The sequence below is a fragment of the Pseudoxanthomonas sp. Root630 genome (assembly GCF_001427585.1).
Classification (GTDB): Bacteria; Pseudomonadota; Gammaproteobacteria; order Xanthomonadales; family Xanthomonadaceae; genus Pseudoxanthomonas_A.
This window is the reverse complement of sequence record NZ_LMGY01000012.1, coordinates 150,411-175,562: the sequence shown is the minus strand read 5'-3', so window position 1 is coordinate 175,562 and position 25,152 is coordinate 150,411. Positions and strand designations below refer to the sequence as shown.

21 protein-coding genes are annotated in these 25,152 nt (G+C 65.7%); 2 read left to right on the top strand and 19 right to left on the bottom strand.

The features are described from left to right. Positions 1 to 49: 49 nt before the first annotated feature. The 7 genes from ASD72_RS06985 to ASD72_RS06955 form a co-directional block, all read right to left on the bottom strand. A complete protein-coding gene (locus tag ASD72_RS06985) occupies positions 50 to 682 on the bottom strand; it encodes a Rieske (2Fe-2S) protein (protein ID WP_056879216.1) in 633 nt (210 codons plus the stop codon). Positions 683 to 699: 17 nt separating this feature from the next. Beyond that, complete coding sequence (gene aldA, locus ASD72_RS06980; RefSeq protein ID WP_056879215.1) at positions 700 to 2,136, bottom strand: aldehyde dehydrogenase; 1,437 nt, start codon at positions 2,134 to 2,136, stop codon at positions 700 to 702. A 70-nt stretch (positions 2,137 to 2,206) separates the two neighbouring features. Then, positions 2,207 to 3,067: a transporter gene (locus tag ASD72_RS06975; RefSeq protein WP_056879214.1), complete on the bottom strand. Its 861-nt coding sequence runs from the start codon at positions 3,065 to 3,067 to the stop codon at positions 2,207 to 2,209. A 402-nt stretch (positions 3,068 to 3,469) separates the two neighbouring features. Further along, positions 3,470 to 5,458 carry a sigma-54-dependent Fis family transcriptional regulator gene (locus ASD72_RS06970; RefSeq protein ID WP_056879213.1) on the bottom strand — a complete coding sequence of 663 codons (1,989 nt, stop codon included), beginning with the start codon at positions 5,456 to 5,458 and terminating at the stop codon, positions 3,470 to 3,472. A gap of 87 nt (positions 5,459 to 5,545) precedes the next feature. Next, positions 5,546 to 7,027 (bottom strand): LutB/LldF family L-lactate oxidation iron-sulfur protein, encoded by a 1,482-nt coding sequence (locus ASD72_RS06965; RefSeq protein WP_056879212.1) that lies wholly within the window; start codon positions 7,025 to 7,027, stop codon positions 5,546 to 5,548. Further along, positions 7,024 to 7,707 carry an LUD domain-containing protein gene (locus tag ASD72_RS06960; RefSeq protein ID WP_056879211.1) on the bottom strand — a complete coding sequence of 228 codons (684 nt, stop codon included), beginning with the start codon at positions 7,705 to 7,707 and terminating at the stop codon, positions 7,024 to 7,026. The genes ASD72_RS06965 and ASD72_RS06960 overlap by 4 nt, the downstream gene beginning before the upstream one ends. Continuing rightward, a complete protein-coding gene (locus tag ASD72_RS06955; protein WP_235577960.1) occupies positions 7,704 to 8,444 on the bottom strand; it encodes a (Fe-S)-binding protein in 741 nt (246 codons plus the stop codon). The genes ASD72_RS06960 and ASD72_RS06955 overlap by 4 nt, the downstream gene beginning before the upstream one ends. A gap of 138 nt (positions 8,445 to 8,582) precedes the next feature. Between ASD72_RS06955 and ASD72_RS06950 the strand changes: the two genes are divergently transcribed. Beyond that, entirely contained in the window at positions 8,583 to 9,302 is a 720-nt protein-coding gene (locus ASD72_RS06950; protein WP_056879209.1) for an FCD domain-containing protein, read from the top strand. A 567-nt stretch (positions 9,303 to 9,869) separates the two neighbouring features. On the opposite strand, the gene ASD72_RS20475 is transcribed toward ASD72_RS06950, so the two are convergent. The 6 genes from ASD72_RS20475 to ASD72_RS06920 form a co-directional block, all read right to left on the bottom strand. Further along, entirely contained in the window at positions 9,870 to 10,688 is an 819-nt protein-coding gene (locus tag ASD72_RS20475) for a trypsin-like peptidase domain-containing protein (RefSeq protein ID WP_081420196.1), read from the bottom strand. A 6-nt stretch (positions 10,689 to 10,694) separates the two neighbouring features. After that, positions 10,695 to 12,020 carry a hypothetical protein gene (locus tag ASD72_RS06940; protein WP_056879207.1) on the bottom strand — a complete coding sequence of 442 codons (1,326 nt, stop codon included), beginning with the start codon at positions 12,018 to 12,020 and terminating at the stop codon, positions 10,695 to 10,697. Between the two features lie 364 nt (positions 12,021 to 12,384). Next, a complete protein-coding gene (locus tag ASD72_RS06935) occupies positions 12,385 to 13,926 on the bottom strand; it encodes a PepSY-associated TM helix domain-containing protein (protein ID WP_056879206.1) in 1,542 nt (513 codons plus the stop codon). Then, positions 13,923 to 14,198 carry a hypothetical protein gene (locus tag ASD72_RS06930; RefSeq protein WP_056879205.1) on the bottom strand — a complete coding sequence of 92 codons (276 nt, stop codon included), beginning with the start codon at positions 14,196 to 14,198 and terminating at the stop codon, positions 13,923 to 13,925. Before ASD72_RS06930 ends, ASD72_RS06935 begins: the two co-directional genes overlap by 4 nt. Beyond that, positions 14,188 to 14,469, bottom strand: coding sequence for a hypothetical protein (locus ASD72_RS06925; protein ID WP_056879204.1), 282 nt, complete (start codon positions 14,467 to 14,469; stop codon positions 14,188 to 14,190). The genes ASD72_RS06930 and ASD72_RS06925 overlap by 11 nt, the downstream gene beginning before the upstream one ends. Positions 14,470 to 14,497: 28 nt before the next feature. Continuing rightward, positions 14,498 to 16,795, bottom strand: a complete 2,298-nt coding sequence (locus ASD72_RS06920) for a TonB-dependent receptor (RefSeq protein WP_235577959.1) — start codon at positions 16,793 to 16,795, stop codon at positions 14,498 to 14,500. Between the two features lie 175 nt (positions 16,796 to 16,970). Here ASD72_RS06920 and ASD72_RS06915 point away from each other — a divergent pair, with 175 nt between their 5' ends. Next, on the top strand, positions 16,971 to 17,600 hold the full coding sequence (locus tag ASD72_RS06915) for a hypothetical protein (protein WP_056879203.1): 630 nt from the start codon (positions 16,971 to 16,973) through the stop codon (positions 17,598 to 17,600). A 79-nt stretch (positions 17,601 to 17,679) separates the two neighbouring features. On the opposite strand, the gene ASD72_RS06910 is transcribed toward ASD72_RS06915, so the two are convergent. The 6 genes from ASD72_RS06910 to ASD72_RS20470 all read right to left on the bottom strand — a co-directional run bounded on the left by ASD72_RS06910 (position 17,680) and on the right by ASD72_RS20470 (position 25,151). Next, positions 17,680 to 19,212 carry an arylsulfatase gene (locus ASD72_RS06910; protein ID WP_235577958.1) on the bottom strand — a complete coding sequence of 511 codons (1,533 nt, stop codon included), beginning with the start codon at positions 19,210 to 19,212 and terminating at the stop codon, positions 17,680 to 17,682. Positions 19,213 to 19,559: 347 nt separating this feature from the next. Continuing rightward, on the bottom strand, positions 19,560 to 20,240 hold the full coding sequence (locus ASD72_RS06905) for a DUF3313 family protein (RefSeq protein ID WP_081420194.1): 681 nt from the start codon (positions 20,238 to 20,240) through the stop codon (positions 19,560 to 19,562). Positions 20,241 to 20,285: 45 nt separating this feature from the next. Further along, the gene (locus ASD72_RS06900; RefSeq protein ID WP_056879200.1) at positions 20,286 to 22,604 is read right to left on the bottom strand and encodes an arylsulfatase; all 2,319 of its coding nucleotides are present in this window, start codon (positions 22,602 to 22,604) and stop codon (positions 20,286 to 20,288) included. 162 nt (positions 22,605 to 22,766) lie between these two features. After that, entirely contained in the window at positions 22,767 to 23,156 is a 390-nt protein-coding gene (locus ASD72_RS06895) for a hypothetical protein (protein WP_056879199.1), read from the bottom strand. 279 nt (positions 23,157 to 23,435) lie between these two features. Next, positions 23,436 to 24,422, bottom strand: a complete 987-nt coding sequence (locus tag ASD72_RS06890; RefSeq protein WP_056879198.1) for an HAD family hydrolase — start codon at positions 24,420 to 24,422, stop codon at positions 23,436 to 23,438. A gap of 12 nt (positions 24,423 to 24,434) precedes the next feature. Then, the gene (locus ASD72_RS20470) at positions 24,435 to 25,151 is read right to left on the bottom strand and encodes a BamA/TamA family outer membrane protein (protein ID WP_162250357.1); all 717 of its coding nucleotides are present in this window, start codon (positions 25,149 to 25,151) and stop codon (positions 24,435 to 24,437) included. Between the last annotated feature and the right edge of the window lies 1 nt (position 25,152).

The window sequence follows — 25,152 nt, the reverse complement described above, 5'->3', positions numbered from 1 at the left end:
CCCGGGTGGAACGTTGGTGTAGGTGGTGGACGTTGGAACGGGGTGCAGGTCAGGTCGTTGGCGGGCCGAGCGGGCCGTCGAACTTGCCGCTGACCACCAGGGCGCCGTCCTTGATCGTCAACGGCAGCATCGCGAGGCGCCGCGTCGCCGGTCCCTGGGTGACGGCGCCGCGGTTGGCCGCGTCGAACACCGAGCCATGGCAGTTGCAGACGATCTGCGTCTGGCTCGGGTGCAGCGTGGTGATGGGGCAGCCGTAGTGCGTGCACAGCGACGAGAACGCGACGATGCCGTCGGCCGCATTGCGCGCACTGGTCGGCTTCAGGTCGGCGGGCTTCAACCGCACCACCGTCAGCAGGTTGGCCTTCGAGATCAGCACCTTGCCGGTGGCCGGATCCATCGGGTACGCGAGCACCGGTGGCTTGCCGACTTCGATGTCCGCGGGCTTCACTTCCTTGCCCGCCTTGGGTCCGATCATGAAGGCCAGCTTGTCGCCCGGTTCGGGTTTCGGGCCGCGCGTGGGCGCTGGCGCTGCCGCTTGGGCGCTGGCCGCGCTGCTGACCATCGCCATGGGCGCGAGTGCGGCCAAGGCCAGCGCGCCGGTCAGCATGCTGCGGCGCCCGCCGTCGTCGGGCTGGTCCGTACAGGCGCACGCACAGCCCGCGTGTTCTTTCGTTTCGCTCATCGATTCGACTCTCTTCTTCAGGGCGTCTGCAGGTAGACCACATGGGTCTCGGTGAACTCGAGCAGGCCGTGCTTGCCGTCGGCGCCGCCGATGCCCGATTTGCGCCGTCCCGCGTGGAAGCCCTGCATGGCTTCGAAGTGCTCGCGGTTGATGTAGGTCTCGCCGAAGCGCAACTCGCGCGCCGCCTTGATCGCCGCATTGATGTCGCGGGTGAAGATCGAGGAGGTCAGGCCGTACTCGGAATCGTTGGCCAGCGCGATGGCCTCGTCGAGGCTGTCGACCACCTGGATGGGCAGCACGGGGCCGAAGGTCTCTTCGCGCATGATCGCCATGTCCGCACGCGCGTCCACGATCAGGGTGGGCTCGTAGTGGAAGCCCTTGCCCAGGTCCGCCGGCTTGCCGCCGGTGACGATGGTGGCGCCGTCGCGCTTGGCCTGCTCCACCGCGGCCGACACCTTGTCCAGGCCGGCCTGGTTCACCAGCGGCCCCATCTGCAGGTCGTCGCGTTCGGACGGATCACCGTACTGCGTGTCGCGGAACAGCTTCACCAGCCGCTCCACCAGCGCTTCGTGCGCGCCGCGTTCGACATAGACGCGCTCGGCGCAGTTGCAGACCTGCCCGGTGTTGATCACGCGCGAGTCGTAGATCGCCTTGGCCGCCAGATCGAGGTCGGCATCGGCCAGTACGATCGCAGGCGCCTTGCCGCCGAGTTCCAGGTTCACGCGCGTCAAGTTGCGGCCTGCCGTCTGCATGATGCGACTGCCGGTGGTCACGCTGCCGGTGAACGTGATCAGGTCGACCTCGGGATGCTCGACCAGCGCCTGTCCCGTGCTGCGGCCCAGGCCGCCGACGAGATTGAACACGCCTTTCGGCAGGTCCGTTTCGGCCACGAGCTTGGCGAACTCGTAGGCATTGATCGGTGTTTCTTCGCTGGGCTTGATCACGATGGTGTTGCCGGTGATCAGGGCGGGCGCCAGCTTGCGGGCGATCAGGAAGAACGGGAAGTTCCACGGCAGGATGCCCGCCACCACGCCGATGGGCTTGCGGAACAGGAAGATGTTCTCGTTGGCGCGGTCGCTGGTGAGGATTTCGCCTTCCAGGCGCCGGGCCCACTCGGCCATGTAGTCGATGTAGTCGGCGGTGAAGTCGACTTCGACCTGCGCCAGCTGCTGGATCTTGCCCTGCTCGCGGACGATGACCGACGCGAGGTCCTTGCGGTGCTCGCGCAGCTTGGCGGAAATCTGGCGGAGATAGCCTGCGCGCTCGATGGGCGCGCGCTTCTCCCATGCCGGTTGTGCGCGGCGTGCGGCGGACACGGCCGCATCGACGGTGGCCGCATCGCTGTCGGGAATACGGGCGAGCAGTTGTCCATCCGCGGGGTTGGTGACGTCGATGGTCGCGCTGCCGCCGGCGACGAAGGCGCCATCGATATAGTTCTGGTAGGTCTGTGTCATGGGGTTTCCTAGGCGTGCGTTGTCCTTGCCGGCCTGCCGCCCATGGGGAGCGGCAGGCCTCCCGCGTCCGTCACCAGACGTAGGCGTACTTCAGGTTGAGACTGTCGTTGACGCTGTGGTTCTTGCCGTCCAGCGAGGTGGAATAGCGCAACGTGATCGACTGGTTGTCGAAGGTGTGGATCATCAGGCCGGCGCCGCCATCGAGCGCCCAGCCCGACGGCAAGCCGTCGTTGGCTTCGGTGTGCTCGGCGTCGAGCGCGACGAAGGGCTCCAGGCGCCGCGTGGCCCGGTAAGCGAAGCGGTTGTTGGTGTGCAGCGACAAGCCCGGCTGGATGCCGTTGTCGCGGCGGCTCTGCCAGACGAAACCCGCATCGCCGGTCCAGCCGAACTTCTCGCCCATCCGCCAATCCCAGAAGAAGCTGGACAGGTTCTTCCAGTTGGTATCGCTGACGCGCTCGGTGCCGGTGGGGATCTGCACGAAGGACTGGAAGCCCAGCGTCGCGCGCTCGCTCGGCTTGTACCAGATGGCGAAACCGGTCAGCGGATCGCCGATGCCGCTGATGTGGCGGTCGCCGGCGGCGGCGGCGGTGTTGCGGATCGCCACTTCCGGCACGATCACTTCCCAGGCCACGCCGATGTTCTTGTTCGACTCCGGCGTCCAGAAGCGCACGTACTTCGACAGGCCGGTCAGGGCCTTGCTGCCGGAACCATCGACGCGATCGCCGTCGGCGTCGAACATCCGCGCGTTGTCCTGGTACGTGGCGTACTGCACGAATACGTTGAACGGCTCGAAACCGACCGGCAACTCGTACTCGCGCGGCCCGATCACGTCGAACGTGGTCTGCGCACTGGCCGTTCCCGCGACCGCCAGCAGCGGCAACAGCGCAAGTGGCAGCAGGCGCGGCAGCGAGCGCATCGTCTCTTTCTTCATGGTGGTGCTTCCCTCCCGTGTGAATGGACCGACGGGTCTGCGGACCTGCGTCCGCGCCGCGACGGTGATGCCGGGACACCGATGCGCGTGCGCTCCAGGTCCACGCAGGAGGTAGCGCAAGCCGCGTGCCACGTTGCAGTGCAACGGACGCGCGGCCCGCGATTCCATGGAATCAATGACTTGGCGCGATCGACATCGCCGCGAAGGGCGGATTCCATGCGGCAGTGCAATGCGCATGCGACACCCGCCTGCGACGATCTGTCGCAACCCCCTGCGACAGGTGTCGCACCTCGACCGCAGCGGGAACGCTCGCCGGCGACGCAAACGAAGACGGCCCGTCGTCAGGACGGGCCGTCGGGTGACCGCATGGCCACCGCCACGCGGAGCGGCGGGATGCTATGGCTACTCGGATTGCGTGGGCGACACGATGTCCAGCCGCTTCATCCGTCGGTATACCGTCGCACGGCACGCACCCAGGTCGCGCGCCGCCTCGCTGATGTTCCATCGGTTGCGGCGCAGCACCTCCAGCAGCTCGCCGCGCTCATCGTCGCTGGCCGCAGGCTCACGGGGGAACGGGATGACCGTCGCCGTCGCATGCACGGCGGATCCGTCGTCCTCGAAGACCTCCTGAGGCAAGTGGTCGATGCCGACCGTGGCGCCATCGGCGATCGACAACGCGTAGCACAGGGCATTGCGCAGTTCGCGGATGTTGCCGGGCCAGTCGTGGCGCAGCAGCACCGCCACGGCGCGCGGGTCGATCGCGGCCCGCACGCCCATCGCCTCCGCTTCCATCTCCAGGATGCGTTCGATCAGGAACGCCTTGTCGCCGCGCTCGCGCAGCGCCGGCAGGGCCAACGTGGCGCCGCACAGGCGGTAATACAGGTCTTCGCGGAAGGTGCCCGCCACGATCTGCCGGCGCAGGTCGCGGTGCGAGGCGGCCACCACGTTGAGGTCCACGCGCACGGGGGCGTCCGCGCCGAGCGGAAGTACCTCGCGTTCCGCCAGCACGCGCAGCAGCCGGGTCTGCAACGGCAATGGCATGTCGCCGATCTCGTCGAGGAACAGGGTGCCGCCATCGGAACGCTGGATCAGTCCTTTCATGCCCTTGCTGCGCGCGCCGGTGAACGTGCCCGGTGCATAGCCGAACAACTCGCTCTCGATCAGCGATTCCGGGATCGCGGCGCAGTTGACCGCCACGAACGGGCGGTCGGCGCGGCGGCTGGCGTCGTGCAGGGCGCGGGCGAGCACTTCCTTGCCGGTGCCGGTCTCGCCCTGCAGGAAGATGCTGACCGGCTTATCGACCAGGCGCGCCGCGCGCGCAAGCAACTGGTCCATGCGTGGATCGCCCCCGGACAACCGCGACAGGACGCTGTCCTGCACCGGATCGCGCGCCGGGTCGCCGGGCTCGCTCGCCTGCATGCGTGGCGCCGTCTTGGGCGCGATCATGGACGCGTGGTAGCCCTGGCCATCCCAGGTGGTCACCACGCCGCGGGAATCGTGCGAGATGCCTTTGGTCAGCCGCCAGATGTCGTCGATCCGCGTGCCGAACACGCCCGTCAGGTGGTTGCCCACCAGTTGCGCGCGCGCGTCGTCGCGGATGTGGATCGACTCCAGCAGGCGCAGCTGCTGGCGGGCGCCGCTGTTGGCGCCGACGATGCGGCCATCGCGGTCCACCGCCAGCATCAACTCGCCACAGACATCGACCAGCGGGCCGACCGTACCGAGGCGCAGGATCCAGTGCGCGCGGAACTGGCGGATGAAGTTGGCGTCTTCGATCATCCGTGCGTGCAGCACCGTCAGGTGGCGGGCCAGGTGCAGGCTCTCGCGCCGGTCGGGCGACGACAGCGCGGAGACGTCCAGCGCCCCCATGAAAGCGCCATCGGGATCGTACAGCGGCGTGCTGGTGCAGCTCAGGCCGATGTGGCCGATGTAGAAGTGGTCCTCGCGGTCGCAGATCACCGTGGACTGCTCGGCGATGCAGGTGCCGATGCCATTGGTGCCCGCGTGGATCTCGTTCCAGTTGGCACCCAGCGCGAGGCCGGCCCGCCGCAATGGCGCGTCCCAGGTGTCGTTGCCGATGAAGTCGAGCGTGACGCCCTCCGCATCGGTCAGCAGCAGCACGTAACCGAGGTCGGAGACGTGCTTGTACAGCTGCTCCATGCCGGCGCGCGCCACGTGCAGGTGTTCTTCCACGTGCTGGCGGCACTCGCGCAGGCGCGAGTGGGTTTCGATGCGCACGTCCGGGCGCATCGCCGGGTCGAGTGCATGTTCGGTGGCGCAACGGCGCCACGAACGGTGGATCAGATCGGTATTGGCGTCGCTACCGGCGTGCGGCGATTCCGAATGGATCACCCGCAACACCGTTTCGACGTGCTGTTGGACAGTTGCCATGCCACCCCTCCCAAGGCCGGCCGAAGACGTTCCCGCTTGCGTGCCGTTCGTGTGTATGGACTGCGGATGCTCCCGGTCCGCAGTCGGCTAGATCGTGTTCCCTTGCTCCTCCTGCGAATCGTGTCTGGCGGTGGTGCGCGATGCCCGCAACCGCTCGCGCAACGAACGTGGCGCGGGTGTCAGCGGTGTGCGCGAACGTGTCCAGCCTCCCTGGCGCGCCGGCGTGAGGCCGCGCAGCCGGGAAGCGATCCATGCGAACAGGCGATACCGCACCGGATGCGAATACAGCATGCGCCATGCCTTCCAGGCGATGACCTCCGGGATGCTACGCACTGCCCCCTGCCCCTTCAACGGTTCGCGTTGTTGCATTGCGGGAGCGCGATGCCGTCCCGCTTCGCGCAAGCGCATCAACAGGTCCGGGATCGGGATGCCGACCGGGCACACATCACCGCAAGCGCCGCAGAGACTGGAGGCCGTCGGCAGATCGCGCGTCGATTCCAGGCCCAGCAGGTGCGGCGAAATGATCGCGCCGATCGGCCCCGGATACGTGGTGCCGTACGAAAGGCCGCCGATGCGGGCGTAGACCGGACAGTGGTTCATGCACGCGCCGCAGCGGATGCATTGCAGCGTGGCGCGGAAATTCTCTTCCGCGAAGGCCTGGCTGCGGCCGTTGTCCAGCAGGACCAGGTGGACTTCGCGGGGACCGTCCTTTTCGCCCTCGCGGCGCGGCCCGCTGATGATGTTGAGGTAGGTGGTGACGGCCTGGCCCGTCGCCGATCGCGTCAGCAAGGTGAACAGCGGCGGCACGTGCTCCAGTTTCTCGACGACCTTCTCGATGCCGGTGATCGCGATGTGCACGTCGGGCACCGTGGTCGACAGCCGTCCGTTGCCTTCGTTCTCCACCAGCACCAGCGAGCCGGTCTCCGCCACCATGAAGTTGACGCCGGAGACGCCGATGCGCGCCTGCCGGAACTTGTCGCGCAGCGCGGCGCGCCCGATCGCGATGAGCTGGTCCACGTCTTCGGTGTAACCCGCGCCCGGGATGTGCTCGGCGAAGATCGCCGCCACGTCTTCCTTGGTCTTGTGGATCGCCGGCATGATGATGTGGCTGGGCCGGTCGCCGTCGAGCTGCAGGATGTACTCGCCCATGTCGGTCTCGATGCAGGAGACGCCGTGCTCCTGCATGCGATGGTTCAGCTCGATCTCTTCGCTGACCATCGACTTGCCTTTCACCATCATGGTCGCGTCGTGGCGCCGGGCGATGTCCAGGAAGATGCGGTTGGCATCGGCGGCGTCTTCGGCCCAATGGACGTGCACGCCACGCGCGTGCAGGGCCTGCTCCAGTTGCTCCAGCAGGTCGGGCAGCCGCGAGAGTGCGCGCTTGCGGATGTGTTCACCCAGCCCGCGCAAGCGTTCGAAGGCGTCCTGGTCGGGGAACTGCGCGGCACGCTTGTCGGCCAGGTAGTCCATGGCGCCGCGGAATCCCCGGCGCAGCACGGGATCGGCGAGCACCAGCGTCGCGTTGTCCTTGAAGGAGACGGGATCGGCGATGGGGCGCTGGGCGCTCATGCCGCGGGCTCCGCGCGGAGCAGCAGGATGACCAGCTCGCGTGGACCGTGCGCGCCGTAGACCAGCAACCGCTGGATGTCGGCCGTCTTGGAAGGACCGGTCACGAGCAGCGCGTTGGTCGGGAGCCCCGCGGCCCAGTCCTGTTGGCGCATGGCGGCGTGCAGCGTCGGCTGCAGCGTTTCCTCACGCAGGACGGCGATATGCAGGGGCGGCAGCAGCGAGAGCGTGCGCGGTTCGCGCGCATCCGGCCAGAGGATCAGGCTGCCGGTTTCGGCGATGCCGCCGAGGGTCGTGGTGATGCCCGCGTCGATCGTGTCGAACAGCACCGGCTTGAGCGTTTCGATGGGCGCGTCGTACCAGTCCAGCGCGGCCCCGAGGTCGTTCGCCTGCAATGCCGCCGCGATGGACGTATCGCGACCTGCCATCAGGCGCTGCACGCCCTTGGCCGCGAGCACGGCAGCCAGGGCGGCGGGCCATCCGTTCGCATCCGTCTCCACCACCTCGGCACGCCAGCCGCGCGCCTGCGCGATGAAGCGCTCGCGCTGTCCGGTGTGCGGGAACGCCTCGCCTTCTGCGTAGTGCGCGGCGACGTCGGGCGCAGCAAGCGCCACGGGGGCGGCGGCGCGCAGGCGCGAGAGGATCGCGCTGCGAGCGCGCGACGGCGCCGCGGATGCGCTCATGCGCCGCCCTCCGGCGCGGGCAGGCCCCAGCGCTCGCGCAGGAAGCTGGCGATATGCCGGCCCTGCAATGCGGCCTCGCGACGTGCCAGGGTGCCATTGAGGTTGAGCAGGCAACCGCAATCGCCGCTGACGAAGGCATCGCAGCCGCTGGCGCTCAGCGCGTCGGCCTTGTCGCCCGCCATGGCAGCGGAAATCTCGGGCTGCTTCACGGCGAACGTTCCACCGAACCCGCAGCATTCGGATTCATACGCCTGGATTTTCAGCTCGACGCCCGGCAGCGCTTCCAGCAGGCGACGGCCGCTGGCCAGCGCACCGGTTTCGCGGCGCGCGCTGCACGACGTGTGCAGGCACACCGACACCGGATCGTTCGTGGCGGCGACGGGTAACGGCAGATCGGTGGCCGCCAGGAAGTCGCTGAACTCCACCACGCGCGCGCCGATGCCGCGTGCCTGCGCCTGCCGTGCAGGATCGTTTTCGAACAGGCGCGGCCAGTGGTGCCGCATCATGCCGGCGCACGAACCCGAAGGCACCACGATCGGCCACGGTTGCGGGAACAGATCGAGCTGCGCCGCCGCGACCCGGCGCGATTCTTCGGGGAATCCGCTGGTGTAGGCCGGCTGGCCGCAACAGGTCTGCGCGTCGGGGACGTGCACGCGGCAGCCCAGGCGCTCCAGCACGGCGATCGCATCGAGGCCGGCATCGGGCATGAACAGGTCCACCACGCACGTGGCGAACACATACACATCCCGAGGGGGGGAGGAGCCGGCAGGATCTGGCGAGCGCATGGCGGGCGGGTCTGTCTTGTCCGGACCGGAGTCTGTGCCGGCCTGCCGGGAGCGGTATATTGGTCAGACCAATCCAGTACGCAGGCCGCCATGTCGTCCCAGGTCGCCCAGGTCACCCGCCACCTCGAACAGGGCATCGCGGACGGGCGCTACGTCGCCGGCCGACGGCTACCCGCCGAGCGCACGCTGGCGGAACGCCTGCAGGTGTCGCGCGCCACCGCACGCGAAGCGATCGGCCGGCTGGTCGCGCGCGGCGTGCTGGAGCGCCGGCAAGGGGACGGCACGTACGTCATCGCCGCGACCGAGCGCCGGATGGCGGAGATCTGGCAGGACATGGCGCGCAACCATCCGATGCTGCAGGCGGACCTGGTGGAGTTCCGCGCCATGCTGGAAGGCCGCACCGCCGAACTGGCGGCGCTGCGGCACGACGATGGCGACCGCGCGCGCCTGCAGGCGGCGCACGCGGCCGTGGATGCGGCCTACAGCGGCAGCGACCGCCTGGCGCAGATCCGCAGCGATGTCGCCTTCCACCGCGCGATCGCCGACGCGACGCACAACCCGGTCTTCTCCTACCTCATCGCTTCGCTGCTCGCGCTGCTGCACGACCACGTGCAGGTCAGCCTCGCCGGCCTGTCGCCGCAATCGCCGGTCTCGCAGCAACTGCGCCTGCAGCACGACGCCCTGTTGGCGGCGATCCTGCAGCGCGACGCCGAGCGCGCGCGCGTGGTCGCCGGCGGCCACATGGACTACGTCGCCGTGCAGCTCAACGCCCTGCCACGGGTGACGCGGGCCGCACGCGCCGCGGGCTGAGCGGGACACCCGCACTGCGCAGCCCGGTTTGACGCGGCGCACAAGAATCTGGCTAACTCGGGGTCGCCCCACGATCCGGCGCCAGGGACCGAGCCGTTTCACTTTCCCTGGTCTTGTTCGTCTAGCTGCATATGGAACCCGCCCGTCACCCCGCCGCCGAGATCGCCGAGCCTGCCACGCAGGCCGGCCCGGGCGAGCGTTCGAGCGACACCCCATCGGGCATGGGCGCGGGCCAGGCCGCCGAGCTCGTCAGGAACCTTCCTGATCGACACCCTGATCCCGGCAGGAACCAGCCCGCACTGAGCCGCGCACGCACGACCGGAACGCGCAGCGTCCGGTCGTGCCGATCTCCGTCACCGCCCTGAAGCCGCGTCCCTCCTGCGCGGAGGGACCCTGCTTCACCGCGCGTCAGCGCGGATGGCCATGCGGTGACTGGGTTCCTGCTGTCTTCTGATGCACGCCTTCGGCCGCGGATTCGCCCTTCGAGACCTCACGCGCGCCTTGTCACCGCCGGTGTGCTTTGGATCACGAGCGATCCATCCGATGAAACGCAGGGCATGGAGCACCTCAAGCACTGTCTCCTGCTTGTATCCACTTCCTGATCTGCTCGATGACGTCAGGCCGGAATCTAAGCGCTTTGTTGTAGCGATTCGCTGCAGTCGCGCCCTGGATGTGCACGCCCACAACGAACGCTCGTCCCTGATTGATGAAGAAGAGAGGCGAACCACTCTGACCGCGTTCGGTGTCTATGCTGTAGTTGAGCAGTTTTCCCTGCTCCCTCACGTTTCCGGTATCGTCATAGAGAGTCCCTCCATCGCCGACATCCTGGGGAAAACCCGCGATGGCATAGGTCCCCAGTATTTTCTGGCCGCCGATGACGCGTGTTCCGAAGAAGCCCAGCGACTGACCTGCGTCCTGGGCAAGTTGGATGCAAGCCAGATCGAATGCGTCATCCTGATCATGCACCCATCCTGAAAGGCTGCTGGCTTCCCTGAATGGGTACTCCTGCCCGCTGACGTCGAACACGCGCAGCTCCTCTGCGTCCACACCCCGCTCGTGCAGGCAATGACCGGCCGTCAGCAGCGTTCGTCGTCCAACAAGAAAAGCCGTTCCGCCCACTAGAACGCCGTTCATGCGCATAGTGATCCTAAATATGGCGCGATACGGATAGAACGTGGGGCGCGCTACCGGCTGGCGGTCATCATTTCCATCAATCGTCCTGGTCGAGAAGTTCCGTCTTCCGTCTCCAGTGCGTTGCTCCCGAATGATCCGATCACCCACCTCTTCGCGGTCAGCGCCGCGGTGACTTGGCGTGCCTTTCGAACGGACATGAGCCAGTCGTTCTCCAGCATCCACCGCAATGGAGAGTGCAGCCTCTGTGGTCATGGCTGTCTACTCCAGCACCGTAGTCGTACGCTGGAGGCGGCCAGTCGTCTGACCACTGCTTGTCGCATCGATTCCGGAGGCCTCTGGGCTCCACCGGGAGAATTTCTGGTTCAACTGCGTCTTGAGAAGCATGGTCTTCTGCCAACGGACCGTCCCCGTACTGACATCGGATATCACGTAGTTCACGCCAATGGCCGCGACGTACGAGACCTTGGGCGACAGGAAGAACAGATTCGAGCGCTTGTAGACCGTCGCACCTTGGTCATTGATGCGGACGCTGAGTATCTGCTTGATGTCCGAGTGGCCCAGGATCTGCGCAGCTTCGACAATAGGCGACACCTGGCTCTGGCCCGTCGGCACCGCTTGGGCCTTTATCGCATCTATGCTGGCGACCAGGGAAAGCCCCTCGGCTTTCAGTGTCGCCAGCATCCCTGCGCTACTGTCTTCCCTGGTCCGAGCACGTATCGACTCCGCCAACGTCGTCAACTTCGCATAGTTGGTCAACAGGTCGCCTTTGGTGGGAACCGATAGTTCAGGCAACCTGCTGTTCGGGCAATGCTGCGCCACTGCAGACCTGAGTGTCTGCGTCGGAAGACTCACTGTGGCGGCCTTGAATTCGATATCGGTGCGAAAGTACTTGATCAGGTCAAGCGTCTGCGTAGCAAGTGACTGCGCTATCGCGAATCCTTTGATGGCACCGGATTCCCTGTTCACCTCGCCTTTGCCGGCGCCGTTGCCGTCCTTCTTGGCAGCCCTTCCGGCAGCTTTCTTCGCATCTGCGATTGCAGCATCGTTCCATGTATCAGCCTGTTCCAGCAATGCCTTGATCGTCTCGTCGATCATGCGGGCCGCCAGAAGCTTCGACGCGTAGTTCGTGTCGTCTCCCGCAACGAGGGTTGGACCCTTTCCTTCGCAATACCTGCTTATGTCCGAGGCAGGAGGCACCAATCGCTCCAGGTTCGCTGACAGCGCCCAGTTCGCGAGGAACGATGTTTGCTCGTAAGTAGTGGTATCGCCCTTCTTGAGGTCGGTGATTGGAGCGACTGGGTATTCGGCTCTCACGACCTCCAACTGGGCCGCCTGAAGCTTCTTCTGCTCTTCCAGAAGGGCAACCCGCTTCTGAGCCACTCGGGTTTGTCGCTCAAGTTCCTTCTCGACGCCATCCTCATCTTGGCCACTAGTACTTGCCGGCGTTACGGGCAGGGGCGCCGCGCTTGTTGCGCCTGTCTGCCCGTCGGGCGCGCCAGTGCTGGCGTCTGTACCCGTATTGTCCGAGGCAAAGCCGGCGACAGGAAAAAAGAGAAGTCCGAACCCCACAATCATGCTGCGCATAGGTTTCCCCTGGAGTCGAGTTAGTGGTTCGCATACGTCCATCCAGACTCGGCGCACGAGATCATCACGGGCAGGAAAAGCCCCCGCTTTTCCAGGTAGCCCGCACACCGACCCTTCAAAAGCTGGCAACGCAGCTCATCGCTTCGGCCGGACAAGTAAATTAATTTACTTTTCGCCGGAGAGGTCCCGACGAATGCGCGCTCTCCGCCATCCGCCATCAACAGGCGGGGCACGGCCTGAATACCGCCAAGAGGCATCGTGGGTTCCGCCAAACGTCTGCTTCAAGCCTGGCTATGGGGAGGAGTGGCGGAACCCGGGCATGTCCACGTCAGTTCTGAAGCGAACATGGCCGCGATGACGGCAATCAACTCGCCCGTGCATCGGCCCAGATGCTGTGCGGATCGCCCGACCGCGAGCGACGGCTGACGGCGACCGCCATTCGCCAGAAGGCGACCGCCATCGTCAGTGCGGTCGCATCGATGAAGAAGCGGTGCCAATGCCCCTGCGCGAACGCTGCGAATACGTGCTCACCCGAGGCGACCGCGCCAGCCACCGGGATCGCCGCCGTCATGACGGCACACACCCACAGGAGTTCCTGGGCCGCGCGCGCGGGACGACGCAGCAGCGCCCACGCCAGGCCGGCGAAGAAGACCGCGTAGTACACCGACGATGACGCCCACGACGGCCTCAGCGCCGCCGCCACGAATACGGCGGACACGCCCGCCACGCAGCCCAGGCAGACACCGAGCGTCAGTCCCGCCATCACGCGTGTGCGGCGCGGCTGCGCCACGTCCCGGCGCTTGCGGCGCGCCTCGATCCACAGGAGGTTGCCGCTGTAGAACAGGAACGCGCCGGCCATGCCCAGCAGGAAGTACAGCCACTTCACCGCCGTGTCGCCGAAGTTGCCGTAGTGGAGGTGCTGCAGGCCGCGCAGGAAGGCCATTCCCGGCGGGTAATCCTTCGGCGGCAGCGCCTTGATCACCTCGCCGCTGGCAGCATTCAGCGCCACGCCGCCCATGGCGTTGAGCTGCCGCTGCGGCAGCTCGCCATACAGGGTGACCTGCGCATGGGCATCACCGGCTTCGTGGTACGAGAGGCTTTCAACGGCCAGCCCCGGCAATGCCAGCTCCGCGCGCCGGACAAGCTCCGCCACCGGCAGCATCGGACGCGCTACACCCGCGGGCTCCACGTGCGGTGCCACGTCGAAGTCGCTTTCCAGGATGCCGAGCAGCTTGTTCTCGTACACCAGGAACTGGAAAGGCGCGAGCATGATGAAGCCGATGGTGAGCACCGCGCCGCTCCACGCGAAGATCACGTGGAACGGCAGCGACAGCATGCCGATGACGTTGTGCGCGTCCTGCCACATGCGCTTGATGTTCCGTCCCAGCCGCAGCGCGAACAGGTCCTTCAGGAACCCGGGCGCGTAGATCACCACGCCGCTCACCAGCGCCAGTCCATAGAGGATGCAGAACACACCGAACAGGTACATGCCTGCCGTACGCGGCAGCCCGGCGGTGAAGTGCAGGTCGTAGATGAACTCGACGAAGCCGGCGCGCGCGGGCGCCTGGTGCAGGCCCTCGCCTTCCAGCGTGAACTTGTGCTGCTCGGCGGTCTTCTCGTCGTACCAGTACAGCAGTGGCCGCGGACCGTGCTCGCCCGGCAGCGTGACGAAGAAGGCGTGATCCGCCTCCGGATGCTTCGCCAGCACGCGGTCCACCAGCAGCTGTGCCCGCGCGAACCCGACATCCTGCGCGGGCGCTGTTTCGGCGGGGCGCTCCCAGCCCTGCAACTCGTGCACGAACACGATGATGGAACCCGCATAGAACGCGATGAACAGGCCCATGCCCGCCACCAGTCCGACCCAGGTATGGACAGAAAGGTAAGTACGCAGCGTGGCCGCCTTCATGCCGGCAGCTCCGTCGCCCAGCCGAGCAACTTCGACATATGGATCAGGCCGAAGCAAAGCAGCGTCGCGCCGCCCATCCACAGCCATGCGCGCAGGCCCGACTTGAACAGGAACGCACCCGACATCACCGCCACCCAGATCGGAAACGACATCAGCAGCCACGGCAAGGTCACCCGCGGGAGTTCGCCCGGCCAGTGCAACGCCAGCAGTCCCACGATGCCCACCGTCAGCGGCAGGCCGAGCAGTGCCGCGGCCAGCGATTTACCCCACATGGCGCTTCTCCTGTCGCGCGTGCCACCACGCATCCAGGTACGGAAGCGCCACCAGCCCCATCATCAGCGCGGTGAGCGCGGCAAACACACCGGCCCACACCCCAAGCTGCGCGTAGGCCAGCAGGATCGCCAGGAAGGTGCACAACCATGCGATGGCACGCAGCGAACGCTTCCGCGCGCTCAAGCCCGGCGCGAAACGTTGGTGCGCGCAGGCCAGGTAGAACGCCAGCGAGGCGACCAGTGCGGGCAACAGGTAGACGACGCTCTTCATGGAGACTCCGTGTGGCGGATGCCGAGGACTACCAGCGATAGTCGAAACCGATGCCCACCACGCGCGGGGCACCAAGGATCACGTTCGGGCTGTCGTCCGACCAGGCGTACTGCGTATAACCCCGGTCAAACAGGTTGCTGGCGAACACGTAAGCGCTCCAGTCGGGGTTCTCGTAGCCGAAACGGCCGTTGACCAGCGTGCGCGACGACAACCGGCGCGCATCGCTGCCGATGTCCGGCGTCACATCGCTGCGGTAGTTGGCGTTGACGTTGGCCAGCCAGTGATCGCCGAAGCGCAGGTTCGCGCCAACAGCCAGGGTCCAGCGCGGCGCATAGGCGAACTCCGAGCCGGTGTAGTCGTTGATCTGCGCACCCAGGATGGTCTTGAACTCGTCGTAGCGCGTGCGCGAGTAGCCGACCGATGCGTACCAATCGAACGCTTCACCGACGCGATGGCTGGCTTCCACTTCGAATCCATACAGATGCGCCTTGCCGGCATTGACCGTGTGGTAGTCGTAGTCGTTGATGCCGAACAATGCGGTGACCTGCTTGTCCTCCCAATCGATGTAGTACAGGTTGGCGTTGAGCGTCAACCGGTCGTCCAGCCATTGCGAGCGCAGCGACAGTTCGGCGTTCCAGGTGAACTCCGGGTCATAGGCGTAGTTCTGCCCGCGCGCGATGTTGAACGTGGAACCACCGGAGCGGTAGCCGCGCTGGATGACCAGCGCCGTGGCGACATCGTCCGTCCAGGCGTAGCGCACACCGAGCTTGGGCAGCAAGGCGTCGAAGTCGCGCGTCGATTCCGGGGTCTCGCTGTTGGCCTGCTGCACCATGCCCAGCACCGCCTGGTTGATGCCGGCAATGGCCGGCGCCAGCTGCGGACCGAACGCCACGGGGTCGGGTAGCGTGCCGGCGAAGTCCGCGACGGCGACCGCGCCGAAACGGTATTCCTCGCGGTCGTAGCGGAAGCCGCCAAGCAGGGCCAGGCGCGCGGTCAGGTCGACTTCGAAATCGGTGAACAGCGCGACGTTGCGCGAACGCGACTGGCCATCGCTGGCGTAGTCGACCGGGATCACCGGCACCGCCTGCGCGTACAAGCCAGCCACGTAGTTCGCCGTCGGCGCGTCGAGTCCGGCCCCCTGCAACACGGCGGCGATCGTCGACACCGGCGTGTCCACGTTGGTGCGGTTGATGCTGACGTTGTCCGTCTCGCGCTGCGACGCATACAGGCCGATCAGGCCGCGCAGGCGCTCGCCACGGTAGTGCGCGCGGAATTCCTGCGAGAACGTGCCGTACTGTTCGTCGGTGTCGCCATAGGCTTCCGGACGCTCGGTCAGGTCGGTGTCGAACTTGCGCTGCATGTCGGTGTCCGACCACGCCGTCACCGCCGACAGCGACCAACGGTCGGACAGCGCGTAGTCCACTTCGAGCGTGGCGATCCGGGCCAGCGCATCGGTGGAGCCCGGATAGTCCGACAGGTTGATGCGGTGGTTGTAGTAGTCCGGTACGTCGTTGCGCGAATAGGCGTACATGTACGGCCCCTGGCGATCGTCGCGCGTGTACGTCAGGCGCGCGGTCAGGCCGTCGATGCCCTTCGGCGTCCACAGCAGCTTGGCGCGCGCCATCGTCGATTCCCGCTCGTCCTCGCCGACGCCGCGCGTCGGGTTGTGGACGAACCCATCGAACGAGCGGTCCTCCACCGCCACGCGGAAGGCCAGTTCGTCGGCGACCAGCGGACCGCCGCCGGCAAAGGCGACGCGCCGGTCCGACGGATCCGACAGCAGCACGCGGGCGCGACCGGACCAATCCATCGTCGGATCCTCGGTGCGCAACACGATGGCGCCGGCCAGCGCGTTCTCGCCCTGGATCGTCGACTGCGGGCCGCGCAGCACTTCGACCTGGGCGATGTCCCACAGGTCGGTCGGGCCCGCATCGCTCACCTGGCTGGGCAGCGCCGCACCATCGACATAGATCGTCGCCAGCGGGTTCGGGGCGCCGGCTTCGCTGGCGATGCCGCGGATGGTGAAGCCGCGGTCGCCATACATCTGCGACACGTTGGCGGTGCGGTTGAGGATGTCGAACAGGCTGAGCAGGTTCTCCTGCTCGATCCTCGCCGAGGTCGACACCGCGACACTGGCGGTGGTGTCCTGCAGCGAGCGTTCGGTCTTCTCGCCGCGCACGACGATCTCGTCGAGCGTGGTCGGTTCGGGGCCGGGGCCGGGGCCGGGAGAGGGCGGGCTCTGGGCGTGGGCCTGGCAGGCGGCAAACAGGCACGCAGCCAGCACTGACACGCGCTGGCCAGCAACGTGGGCATGGGGGTACTGCACGGATTGTTCCCCAGAACGAGGCCCGAGACGGGCCATCAAGGACGCGGCGGAAGGCTGACGTCCGACCGCAGTATGCTATATGCGAATAGGAGTCACTTGCAATAAAAGCATGTCCTGCCCATGCTCACCGTACCGCTGCGCTCCCGCCGGCGCCGACCATCTGAAAGGAACTGCGATGCGCACCCGAACCACGCTTCTCACGGCGGCACTCATCGGTTCGGCCTGGGCGGCGACCGACACGCTTGCAGAGCCGCCGACCTTGAGCTTCGAGGAAGCGGCTGTCGCAGCCGCCGGTGGTGGAAGCACCCCGGCGCCCGACTCCAGGCTCGCATCGGCGCTCCGCCAGGAAGACTGTTCGATCCTGAGCAGTTTCATCCAAGGATCGGGCCGGATGAACGTGGGCGGCGCCATGGACCCAGGGCGCACGATCGGCACTACCGGAAGGCTCGAGACCACCATGACCGTCGCGAGTACGGGCCAGACCGCTTACGCAACCTGCGCCGGTCACAACGTGATCCTGGCCCAGCACGTCCGCGCGACCGCCCCCGGGGGCGGAACGCTTTCAACCGAGGCCAGACTGCACACGCTCATTGAAGAGGACGGCTTCGAGTTCGGGAAACCACGTTCAGTGCGCGTGCGCCCCGATGCGCCCTATCTCGTCGCCTGGCGTGATGCGAACGGCATCCAGCATTCCGTCACGTACGCAGCGCAGGCAGATCAGGCCGCTGCGCAGTCCTTCCTGATCCCGTTCGCGAAGCGTGTTGCCCAGCGACTCGCGGCAGGGGCGGATCTGTCTCCGCCCTGATCGCGCAGCCGATGCTGCCCGGAGGCGCTTGCTTCCGACGGTCGGCGTTGATGTCGACCACCGGCCCGCATCCGAGCCGCTAGCTGCTCGGATGCATCGATTCCAGTTCCTTCAACCGCTTCAGCGCGTCGGTCTGTCGGATCAGGCTGTAGTTGATGCTGCCTGCGTTGAGCGAGCTTCCCGCCTGGTACGGATAGTCCATGAAGTCCGAGAAGAAGGCCTTGATGGCGCCCATCACCGGCACGATCAACCACATCTGCCGTGCCAGGAAATCCACCGCGCCGCCGCCTTCCTCCAGACCGCGTTCGTACGGGTCCATCCGCAGGTTGGTGATCGTCGCCCAGTTGGTCACCGTCCTGGAGCCGGTGGCGATGTTCCCATGCGCCTGCACGGCGAAACTGAGCTTCCAGTCCTGGTAGCGCACCGCGTTGAGGTTGCCGCCCTGGTCGAAGTAGAAGATCGACTTGCGCGGGCCTTCCTTTTCCTTCCCTTGCAGGAACGGCATGAAGTTGTAGCCGTCCAGCTTCACCTTGAACTTCTTCTTGCCCAGCGTGATGCCCTTGGCCAGCTTTTCCTTGATGTCCGGCACGCCCGCCGCCGCACACAGCGTGGGGAACATGTCGATCAGCGAGATCGGTTCGTTGATGATCGTGCCCGGCTTGATCGTGCCCGGCCAGCGGATCGCCATCGGGATGCGGAAACCGCCCTCCCAGGTGGAACCCTTCTCGCCACGGAACATGGTCATGGCACCGTCGGGCCACAACGCGATCTCCGCGCCGTTGTCGGTGGTGTAGACGACGATGGTGTTGTCGTCGATGCCGAGTTCGTCCAGCAGGTCGAGCAATTGGCCGACGTGGCCGTCGTGTTCGACCATGCCATCCGCATGCATTCCCTTGCCGGTCTTGCCCACCGACTCCTTCTTGAGATGGGTGAACACATGCATGCGCGTGGTGTTGAACCAGGCGAAGAACGGCGCCTCGTCCTTGACGCTCTTCTTGATGAAGGTCTTGGCGGCACCGAGGAATTCTTCATCCACCGTCGGCATGCGCGCCTTGTTGAGCGGGCCGGTGTCTTCGATCTTGCCGTCGCCATGGGAATGGATCACGCCACGCGGCCCGTACTTCTTCTTGAAGGCCGGATCCTTGGGATAGAAGTAGCTTTCCGGCTCTTCTTCCGCGTTGAGGTGGTAGAGATTGCCGAAGAACTCATCGAAGCCGTGGTTGGTCGGCAGGTGTTGATCCTGGTCGCCCAGGTGGTTCTTGCCGAACTGTGCGGTGGTGTACCCCTCGCTCTTCAGCACGTCGGCGATGGTCGGCATCCAGTCCGCGATGCCATGCGGGTCGCCGGGCATGCCGATGGTCAGCAGACCGGTACGGAACGGTTCCTGGCCCAGGATGAACGATGCGCGCCCCGCCGTGCAGCTTTGCTGTCCATAGGAGTCGGTACACAAGGCGCCTTCATTGGCGATTCGGTCGATGTTGGGCGTCTGGTAACCCATCAGACCACGCGTGTACGCGCTGATCTGCGGAATGCCGATATCGTCGCCGAAGATCACCAGGATGTTGGGTTTGCCCTTGGAAGCGCGCGAAGCGTTGGTGGCCACGTCATTCACCGAAGTATCCAGCGTCGGAATTCGACCGCACCATGATGAGCGCCGTTTCCCGCGTCTTCATGCGCAATATTGCTGGAGCAGGCTAGGTAAAAGTACGGAACTCCTGGAGCGGGAGGTCCCACTTGATCGATCACGCCCGAACCGAAGCTCCTCTCGTGGCGTCACCCACCACCATCCCCCCATGCGGAGCAGCCGGCAGGTGGGATCGCTCCGGTGCGGGCACTCATGGACGCGAGGTGGGCCACGCGCCCAAGCGACTCCATTCTGGTGAACGCGATCGTCGGCGGGCTGCCGATGGCGTCTCGATCACGATCACCGGCCGACCTCGCATGTCAGCTTCCGCGCCATCACTTGGCAGGCAGACTCCGTGCGGCCTCCAGGTGCGCACGCAACGCGGTCGCCCAGCCTTTCAGCGTATGCGCAGCCGCAGCCCGATTGCTGGATCGCGTGGCGCGCTCGGCGAAGCCATCGTCCTCGTCACGCTCCATGACCCTGGCCAGTATCTGGTCCGTCTTGGCGTCCCAGAGCTCCAGGTACAGCGTCATGCCGCCCGCCGATCGGGCGATCACCGTCATGTTGGCGGTCTGCAGGTCGGGCGCGGTCACGTCGAGGTCGACGATGGCTGGCCGCAGCACCAGGACCCCCTCACCCTCTTCTTCCACCACCTCGTATGCGCCGTCTTCCTGCAGCACCTTGGTGAACTCGCTGCGGAACTCCTTTGCCAGCTCCGTCTTGATCCGCACCATGTCTTCGTCGCGAACGCGCGCCTCCAGGCCAGGGGCGCTGCTGTTGTAATCGCGCTGCCAGTTCTTCCTGAATTCGATATAGGGGTCCAGGATCAGCACTTTCCGGTATGCACCGAAGCTTGCGCCGGGACGCACGTACACGATCCGATCGTCCTTGCTGCTGCGCAACTGCAGGCCTTCGGGGCTCACCTGGGGCGGCGCTTGCTTGGCCGCGATCGCCGCCCCCGCCACGACCAGCGCGGCCAGGATCAGGAGCAGGCGACAGGGGGTCATCGTTCTCATGGCGACTCCATGCGTTGGGTTTCGGGGACGAACAACGGTGCGGCGTCAGTCCCTGGCGAGCTTTGCCGCGAACTTCTGCTCTATGTCCACGTAATCGTCGTCGGCGAGATCGAAGACCACTTTGACGACGGCTCCGCCAGTGAAAGGAAATTTCGGCTTGTACTCGCTACTGACGGCATCGCCGCCGTCGTAACCGACGCACAGGCCTTCCCCACACAGGATGTAACGGCCTGTCTGCGTCCGGAACGGCGCTTTCGCGACCACCTTGTCGTCGACGTGCAGCGACATCGTGCCCAACCCCTCGCCCTTTTCGCTGACACGGTCCTTGACGAACTCCACGCCAACGATATGCCTGCCGTTCCCGGGCGCGTCGCACACGAGGCGCTGCTCGGGCGGTATGCCCAGGAAGTTGTAGACGTAGAAGAGCTGTCCACCCTTGACGAACAGCGAATAGCCTCCGAAGCGGGACCCTTGCGCGACGATCACGCCCTCGCTTTCGTCGGTGAAATCGACCTCCGCCAGCATCTTGAACGACACGCCCAGCGTGCGTGCGGCCGCGGCTTCCGGAACCTCCGTGGTCCCCGGATAGTAGACATACCGTTCGCGTTTGGGTGCGTGGTACTCGGCCTCGTGCAGCGCACGCACGCCCAGGTCGATCAATGGCAGCACATTGTTCTTCTTCGCCTCGGACAGCCAGAGATCGATAAGCGATTTCAGCTTCGCCTGATCCTGGTCGGCGAGGTCGTAGGCCTCGGCACGGTCCGCATCGGTGTGGAACAGCTGCCAGGTATCCGTATCGAAATGACCCTGGTCGGAGGGAATGGGCGCATGCACGGTCGCTGCCTTCCAGCCCTTGTGCCAGATGCTGCGCGTACCGGCCATCTCGTAGTACTGGGTTTCCTTGGTGGTCGCGGCCTGCGCGTCGTCGAAGCTGTACAGCATCGACACGCCCGGCATGGGGGCCTGTTTCACGCCATCGATGATGTCGGGCACGGGGATGCCGCATGCCTCCAGGATGGTCGGCACGATATCCGTGCAGTGGTGGTACTGGTGCCGCACCTCGCCTTTGGCCCGGATCCCTTTCGGCCAATGCACCACCAGGGGATCGCAGGTGCCGCCCGCGTAGGACGCGTAGCGCTTGAACATGCGGTACGGCGTGGAGAACGCCACCGCCCAGCCCGTCGGGTAGTGGTTGTAGGTGTCCGGCGAGCCCAGCTTCTCCATCATCGCCAGGTTGGACTCGATATCGTCGGGATAGCCGTTGAAGAAGCGGTTCTCGTTCACCGACCCGCTTGGTGAACCTTCGCCCGAGGCGCCGTTGTCGGCGCAGTAGAACACCAGCGTGTTGTCGAGCTGGCCCGACTCCTCCAGATAGTCGACCAGCCGGCCGATCTGGATGTCCGTGTACTCCGAGAAGCCCGCATAGACCTCCGCCATGCGGCTGAACAGCTTCTTCTCCTGCTCGTTGAGCGTCGCCCACGGCCTGACCATGTCATCCGCCGCAGCGCTGGCCTCGGGCATGGGATTGATCGGGGTCAGCGCGGTGTCGGCAGGCAGGATGCCGCGCTCGATCATGCGCTTCAGTACCCACTCGCGATACGCCTCGTAGCCGTCGTCGAACTGTCCGCGGTACTTGTCGATATAGGCCTGCGGCGCGTGGTGGGGCGCGTGGTTGGCGCCCGGGCAGTACCACATGTACCACGGCTTGTCGGGGTCGGCCTGCCTGCTGTCGCGGATGAAGGAGATCGCCTTGTCGGCGATATCGCTGGAGAAGTGATAACCCTCTTCGGGCTGCGATGGCTGCTCGATGAAATGGTTGTCCTCGATCAGCTCCGGATACCACTGGTTGGTTTCGCCACCGATGAAGCCGTAGAACCGATCGTAACCCAGCCCCAACGGCCACTTCTTCTTGGATGCGCTCATCCCGAAACCATCGACCGGCACGTTGTGGTTCTTGCCGATCCAGAACGTGCTCCAGCCCGCATCGCGCAGGATGGTCGCGATCGTTCCGTTCTCCAGCGGTATGTGGCCGGCATAGCCGGGAAAGCCGGTGGCCGCTTCCGAGATGCAGCCGAAGCCGTTGGCATGATGGTTGCGCCCGGTGAGGAAGCAAGACCGCGTCGGCGAGCACACTGCCGTCGTGTGCCACTGGGTATAGGTCAATCCATTCTTCGCCAGCCGATCCAACGTGGGCATCTCGATCCGGCCGCCGTATGGAGACCACGCCGCCTGGCCCGTGTCGTCGTAGAGGATGACGAGTACGTTGGGGGCGCCTGCCGGCGCACGCGTGTCCAGGAACGCATCCCAGTCGGCTTTCGAATGGCGGATGTCGAGCTCGATGGCGCCTCTGAATTCGCGCGGCATGGTGCAGCTCCTGCGGGATGGACGAATGCGTCGCGCATCGGTCTGATGCACGGTGCAAGTCTCCGGTCCGTAGCGGCCTGCCGCCAGACGGAAATCTGCTGGTCCTTCCGCAGTAAATCTACTGGTCGCGGCATCTACGGCATCGCAACGAGAGAGAAGCGGCTACTCCCTGCTGAGATGGAACGAGAGGCCTTCCGCCGTGTTCCTCACCAGCACGATCTCCACATCGGGTGTGCGCCCGCGCACCTTGACCAGGACGTCTTCGCCATCGTCGAGTTCGACCTTGTAGACGGATTTTCCGTACTGGGTCCGCACCGCGTCGCGGATCAGGTGGGCGGCCTGGTTCTCGTGCGTGCCTGCGGGAATCGGCACCACGAGCTTGCTTGGTGCACCTCCTTCGGGGGTGAACGCGAACTCGACCTCACCGGCGACCTTGGCCGTGTGGTTCACCGCGATGCGCCACTTGTTCGAGGGGCCGGACGCCAGTACGACAGCCGGGGTCATCACGGCCGCGAGCAGGATCCACGCCAGTATCTTCTTCGCCCGTTGCATCGGAGTCTCCAGGAGGTTCTTGTTTGGGGAATACCAGGGTCACGGCAGTGCGCGCTGCCCATCGCGGAGTGGAATCGGGGCGCTCGACATGGTGGAAGTCGCCTCCACCGGAACTCACCGGTTGGCGGCCGATGCGCACGACCCTCGCCGCGCTCAACCCGATCGGCACGGTCCATTGCAGAACGATCCTCATGGCGTACCTGCCTGGGCAACGCCCTGTTATCGCACCCGGCCGATGGTCGGTGCCAGCGGACTTCTACTCAGGCGACCCCAGTAAATCTACGGATCGGGATAGATCCTCGACCACTCCGCCTTCATGTCGACGATGGTCCAGCCACCCGTCGTGGCGGCATCCAGTGCCTTGTCCAGCGTGCCGATCTTCGAAGCACGGTCGTACGCCCATTCGCGCTCGCCATCGGTGTGGTGGACGATACCCGCGAACCGGCGCCCATCACCTGCCATCGTCCACTGCAGCATCTGCAGATCGCCATCCGAGTTGCCGAAGGCAAATATCGGCCGCTCGCCGATGAAGCGCTGGATCGCGACCGGCTTCCCGCCGTGATCGTCGACCAGCCCGATCTTCGCCTGTTTCAACAGCACGGGAACCCCGTTCTGCAGCGCGAATTCCAGCTCGCCATAACTGCCGATGACCTGCGCGGGCGGAATGCCATACGCGTGTTCTGCCCATGGGCGCATGAACTCCTGCCCACCTCCGGACACGATGTAGGTACGGAATCCATGCTCGCGGAGATAGACCAGAAGCTCACGCATGGGCTGGTACACCATGTCCGTGAAGAGCCGACCGGTGGCGGGGTGGCGCGCGCTTGCGCTCCATTGCCTGACCTGCGCGGCGAAAGCATCCACGCTCATGCCGGTGTGCGTGGCCGCCATCACCTGGACCATCCCTTTCTCGCCCGAGGCCAGCGCGCCCTTCAGGTCGCGGGCGAGCAGCGACTTGTAGGGCTCGACATCGCGCCATTCCGGATGGTCGCCGGCCATCGCCTGTATGCGGTCCATGACGAAGAACACCTGGAAGTAGACCGGCTGCTCCGCCCACAGCGTGCCGTCATTGTCGAACGTGGCGATGCGCCTGGCCTCGGGCACGAAGTCGGGTGATCCCGGGCGGGTGGTAGCGTCGACGAACGCGAGGATCGCGCGGCGCGACGGCCCCTCTTTCCACGACGGCAAGGGGTCGGACGCGGATGCCGCTGTCGCGAACACCAGCAAGGCGAACATCCACAGCGATTGCAGTCGCGGCTTACTCATGTCGGCTCCGTATCAGCGCCACGCGCTGCCCACCTGGATGTAGAACGTTTCGTCTTCCGGTCCCCATGCATAGTCGATGCCGGCGTACATGCCCAGCTGGCGGGCGAGCAGATAGCGGAACCCGCTACCCTTGGCCACCCGGCTGGATGCGTCGCCGAAATCGTTGTGTCGCCCCCAGGTCCTGCCCGCACCGATGAACCCGACCAGTGCCCATCGCGCACCGAGGCTCCAACGCGCTTCGGTTTCCAGTACGGCGGCGCGTCGGTCCTGGTAGCGCGCCGAGCCGATGCCGCGAAGATCGATGTAAGGCAGCCGGTAGAACGGGATATCGCCATTGGCCCACCGCAGATCGACCCTCGCGCCAAGCACCATCCGCCGATGGAGGGGAAAATAGGCATAGCCATGGCTGCGATAGCTCTGGAAGTCGTTGTCGCTGCCGATCGCATGGTCGTAGGCGTTGCCTTCGATCGCCCCCAGCCAGCCGCGTGAAGGCGTGAATGGATTGTCGCGACTGTCGTATTCGAGCGACAGGCCGAGACCGGAACTCCTGCTGGCGAGTTCTCCTTCCGTGAAGCGATCGCGATCGCCATCGCTATCGAACGACAGGTCGATATCCATGTAGATCCACGCCAGGCCCACGTAGAGATCGTGCTCGCCGACGCGACGGAACACCTGCTGCAACGATGCGATGCCGTCGGCGTTGTAGCTGATCGCCACGGGTGGGAGCACG

Bases quoted from the DNA above. Each gene is read 5' to 3' on its own strand.
- ASD72_RS06985 (WP_056879216.1), bottom strand. From the start codon at position 682: ATGAGCGAAACGAAAGAACACGCGGGCTGTGCGTGCGCCTGTACGGAC.
- aldA (WP_056879215.1), bottom strand. From the start codon at position 2,136: ATGACACAGACCTACCAGAACTATATCGATGGCGCCTTCGTCGCCGGC.
- ASD72_RS06975 (WP_056879214.1), bottom strand. From the start codon at position 3,067: ATGAAGAAAGAGACGATGCGCTCGCTGCCGCGCCTGCTGCCACTTGCG.
- ASD72_RS06970 (WP_056879213.1), bottom strand. From the start codon at position 5,458: ATGGCAACTGTCCAACAGCACGTCGAAACGGTGTTGCGGGTGATCCAT.
- ASD72_RS06965 (WP_056879212.1), bottom strand. From the start codon at position 7,027: ATGAGCGCCCAGCGCCCCATCGCCGATCCCGTCTCCTTCAAGGACAAC.
- ASD72_RS06960 (WP_056879211.1), bottom strand. From the start codon at position 7,707: ATGAGCGCATCCGCGGCGCCGTCGCGCGCTCGCAGCGCGATCCTCTCG.
- ASD72_RS06950 (WP_056879209.1), top strand. From the start codon at position 8,583: ATGTCGTCCCAGGTCGCCCAGGTCACCCGCCACCTCGAACAGGGCATC.
- ASD72_RS20475 (WP_081420196.1), bottom strand. From the start codon at position 10,688: ATGACCACAGAGGCTGCACTCTCCATTGCGGTGGATGCTGGAGAACGA.
- ASD72_RS06940 (WP_056879207.1), bottom strand. From the start codon at position 12,020: ATGCGCAGCATGATTGTGGGGTTCGGACTTCTCTTTTTTCCTGTCGCC.
- ASD72_RS06935 (WP_056879206.1), bottom strand. From the start codon at position 13,926: ATGAAGGCGGCCACGCTGCGTACTTACCTTTCTGTCCATACCTGGGTC.
- ASD72_RS06930 (WP_056879205.1), bottom strand. From the start codon at position 14,198: ATGTGGGGTAAATCGCTGGCCGCGGCACTGCTCGGCCTGCCGCTGACG.
- ASD72_RS06925 (WP_056879204.1), bottom strand. From the start codon at position 14,469: ATGAAGAGCGTCGTCTACCTGTTGCCCGCACTGGTCGCCTCGCTGGCG.
- ASD72_RS06915 (WP_056879203.1), top strand. From the start codon at position 16,971: ATGCGCACCCGAACCACGCTTCTCACGGCGGCACTCATCGGTTCGGCC.
- ASD72_RS06905 (WP_081420194.1), bottom strand. From the start codon at position 20,240: ATGAGAACGATGACCCCCTGTCGCCTGCTCCTGATCCTGGCCGCGCTG.
- ASD72_RS06900 (WP_056879200.1), bottom strand. From the start codon at position 22,604: ATGCCGCGCGAATTCAGAGGCGCCATCGAGCTCGACATCCGCCATTCG.
- ASD72_RS06895 (WP_056879199.1), bottom strand. From the start codon at position 23,156: ATGCAACGGGCGAAGAAGATACTGGCGTGGATCCTGCTCGCGGCCGTG.
- ASD72_RS06890 (WP_056879198.1), bottom strand. From the start codon at position 24,422: ATGAGTAAGCCGCGACTGCAATCGCTGTGGATGTTCGCCTTGCTGGTG.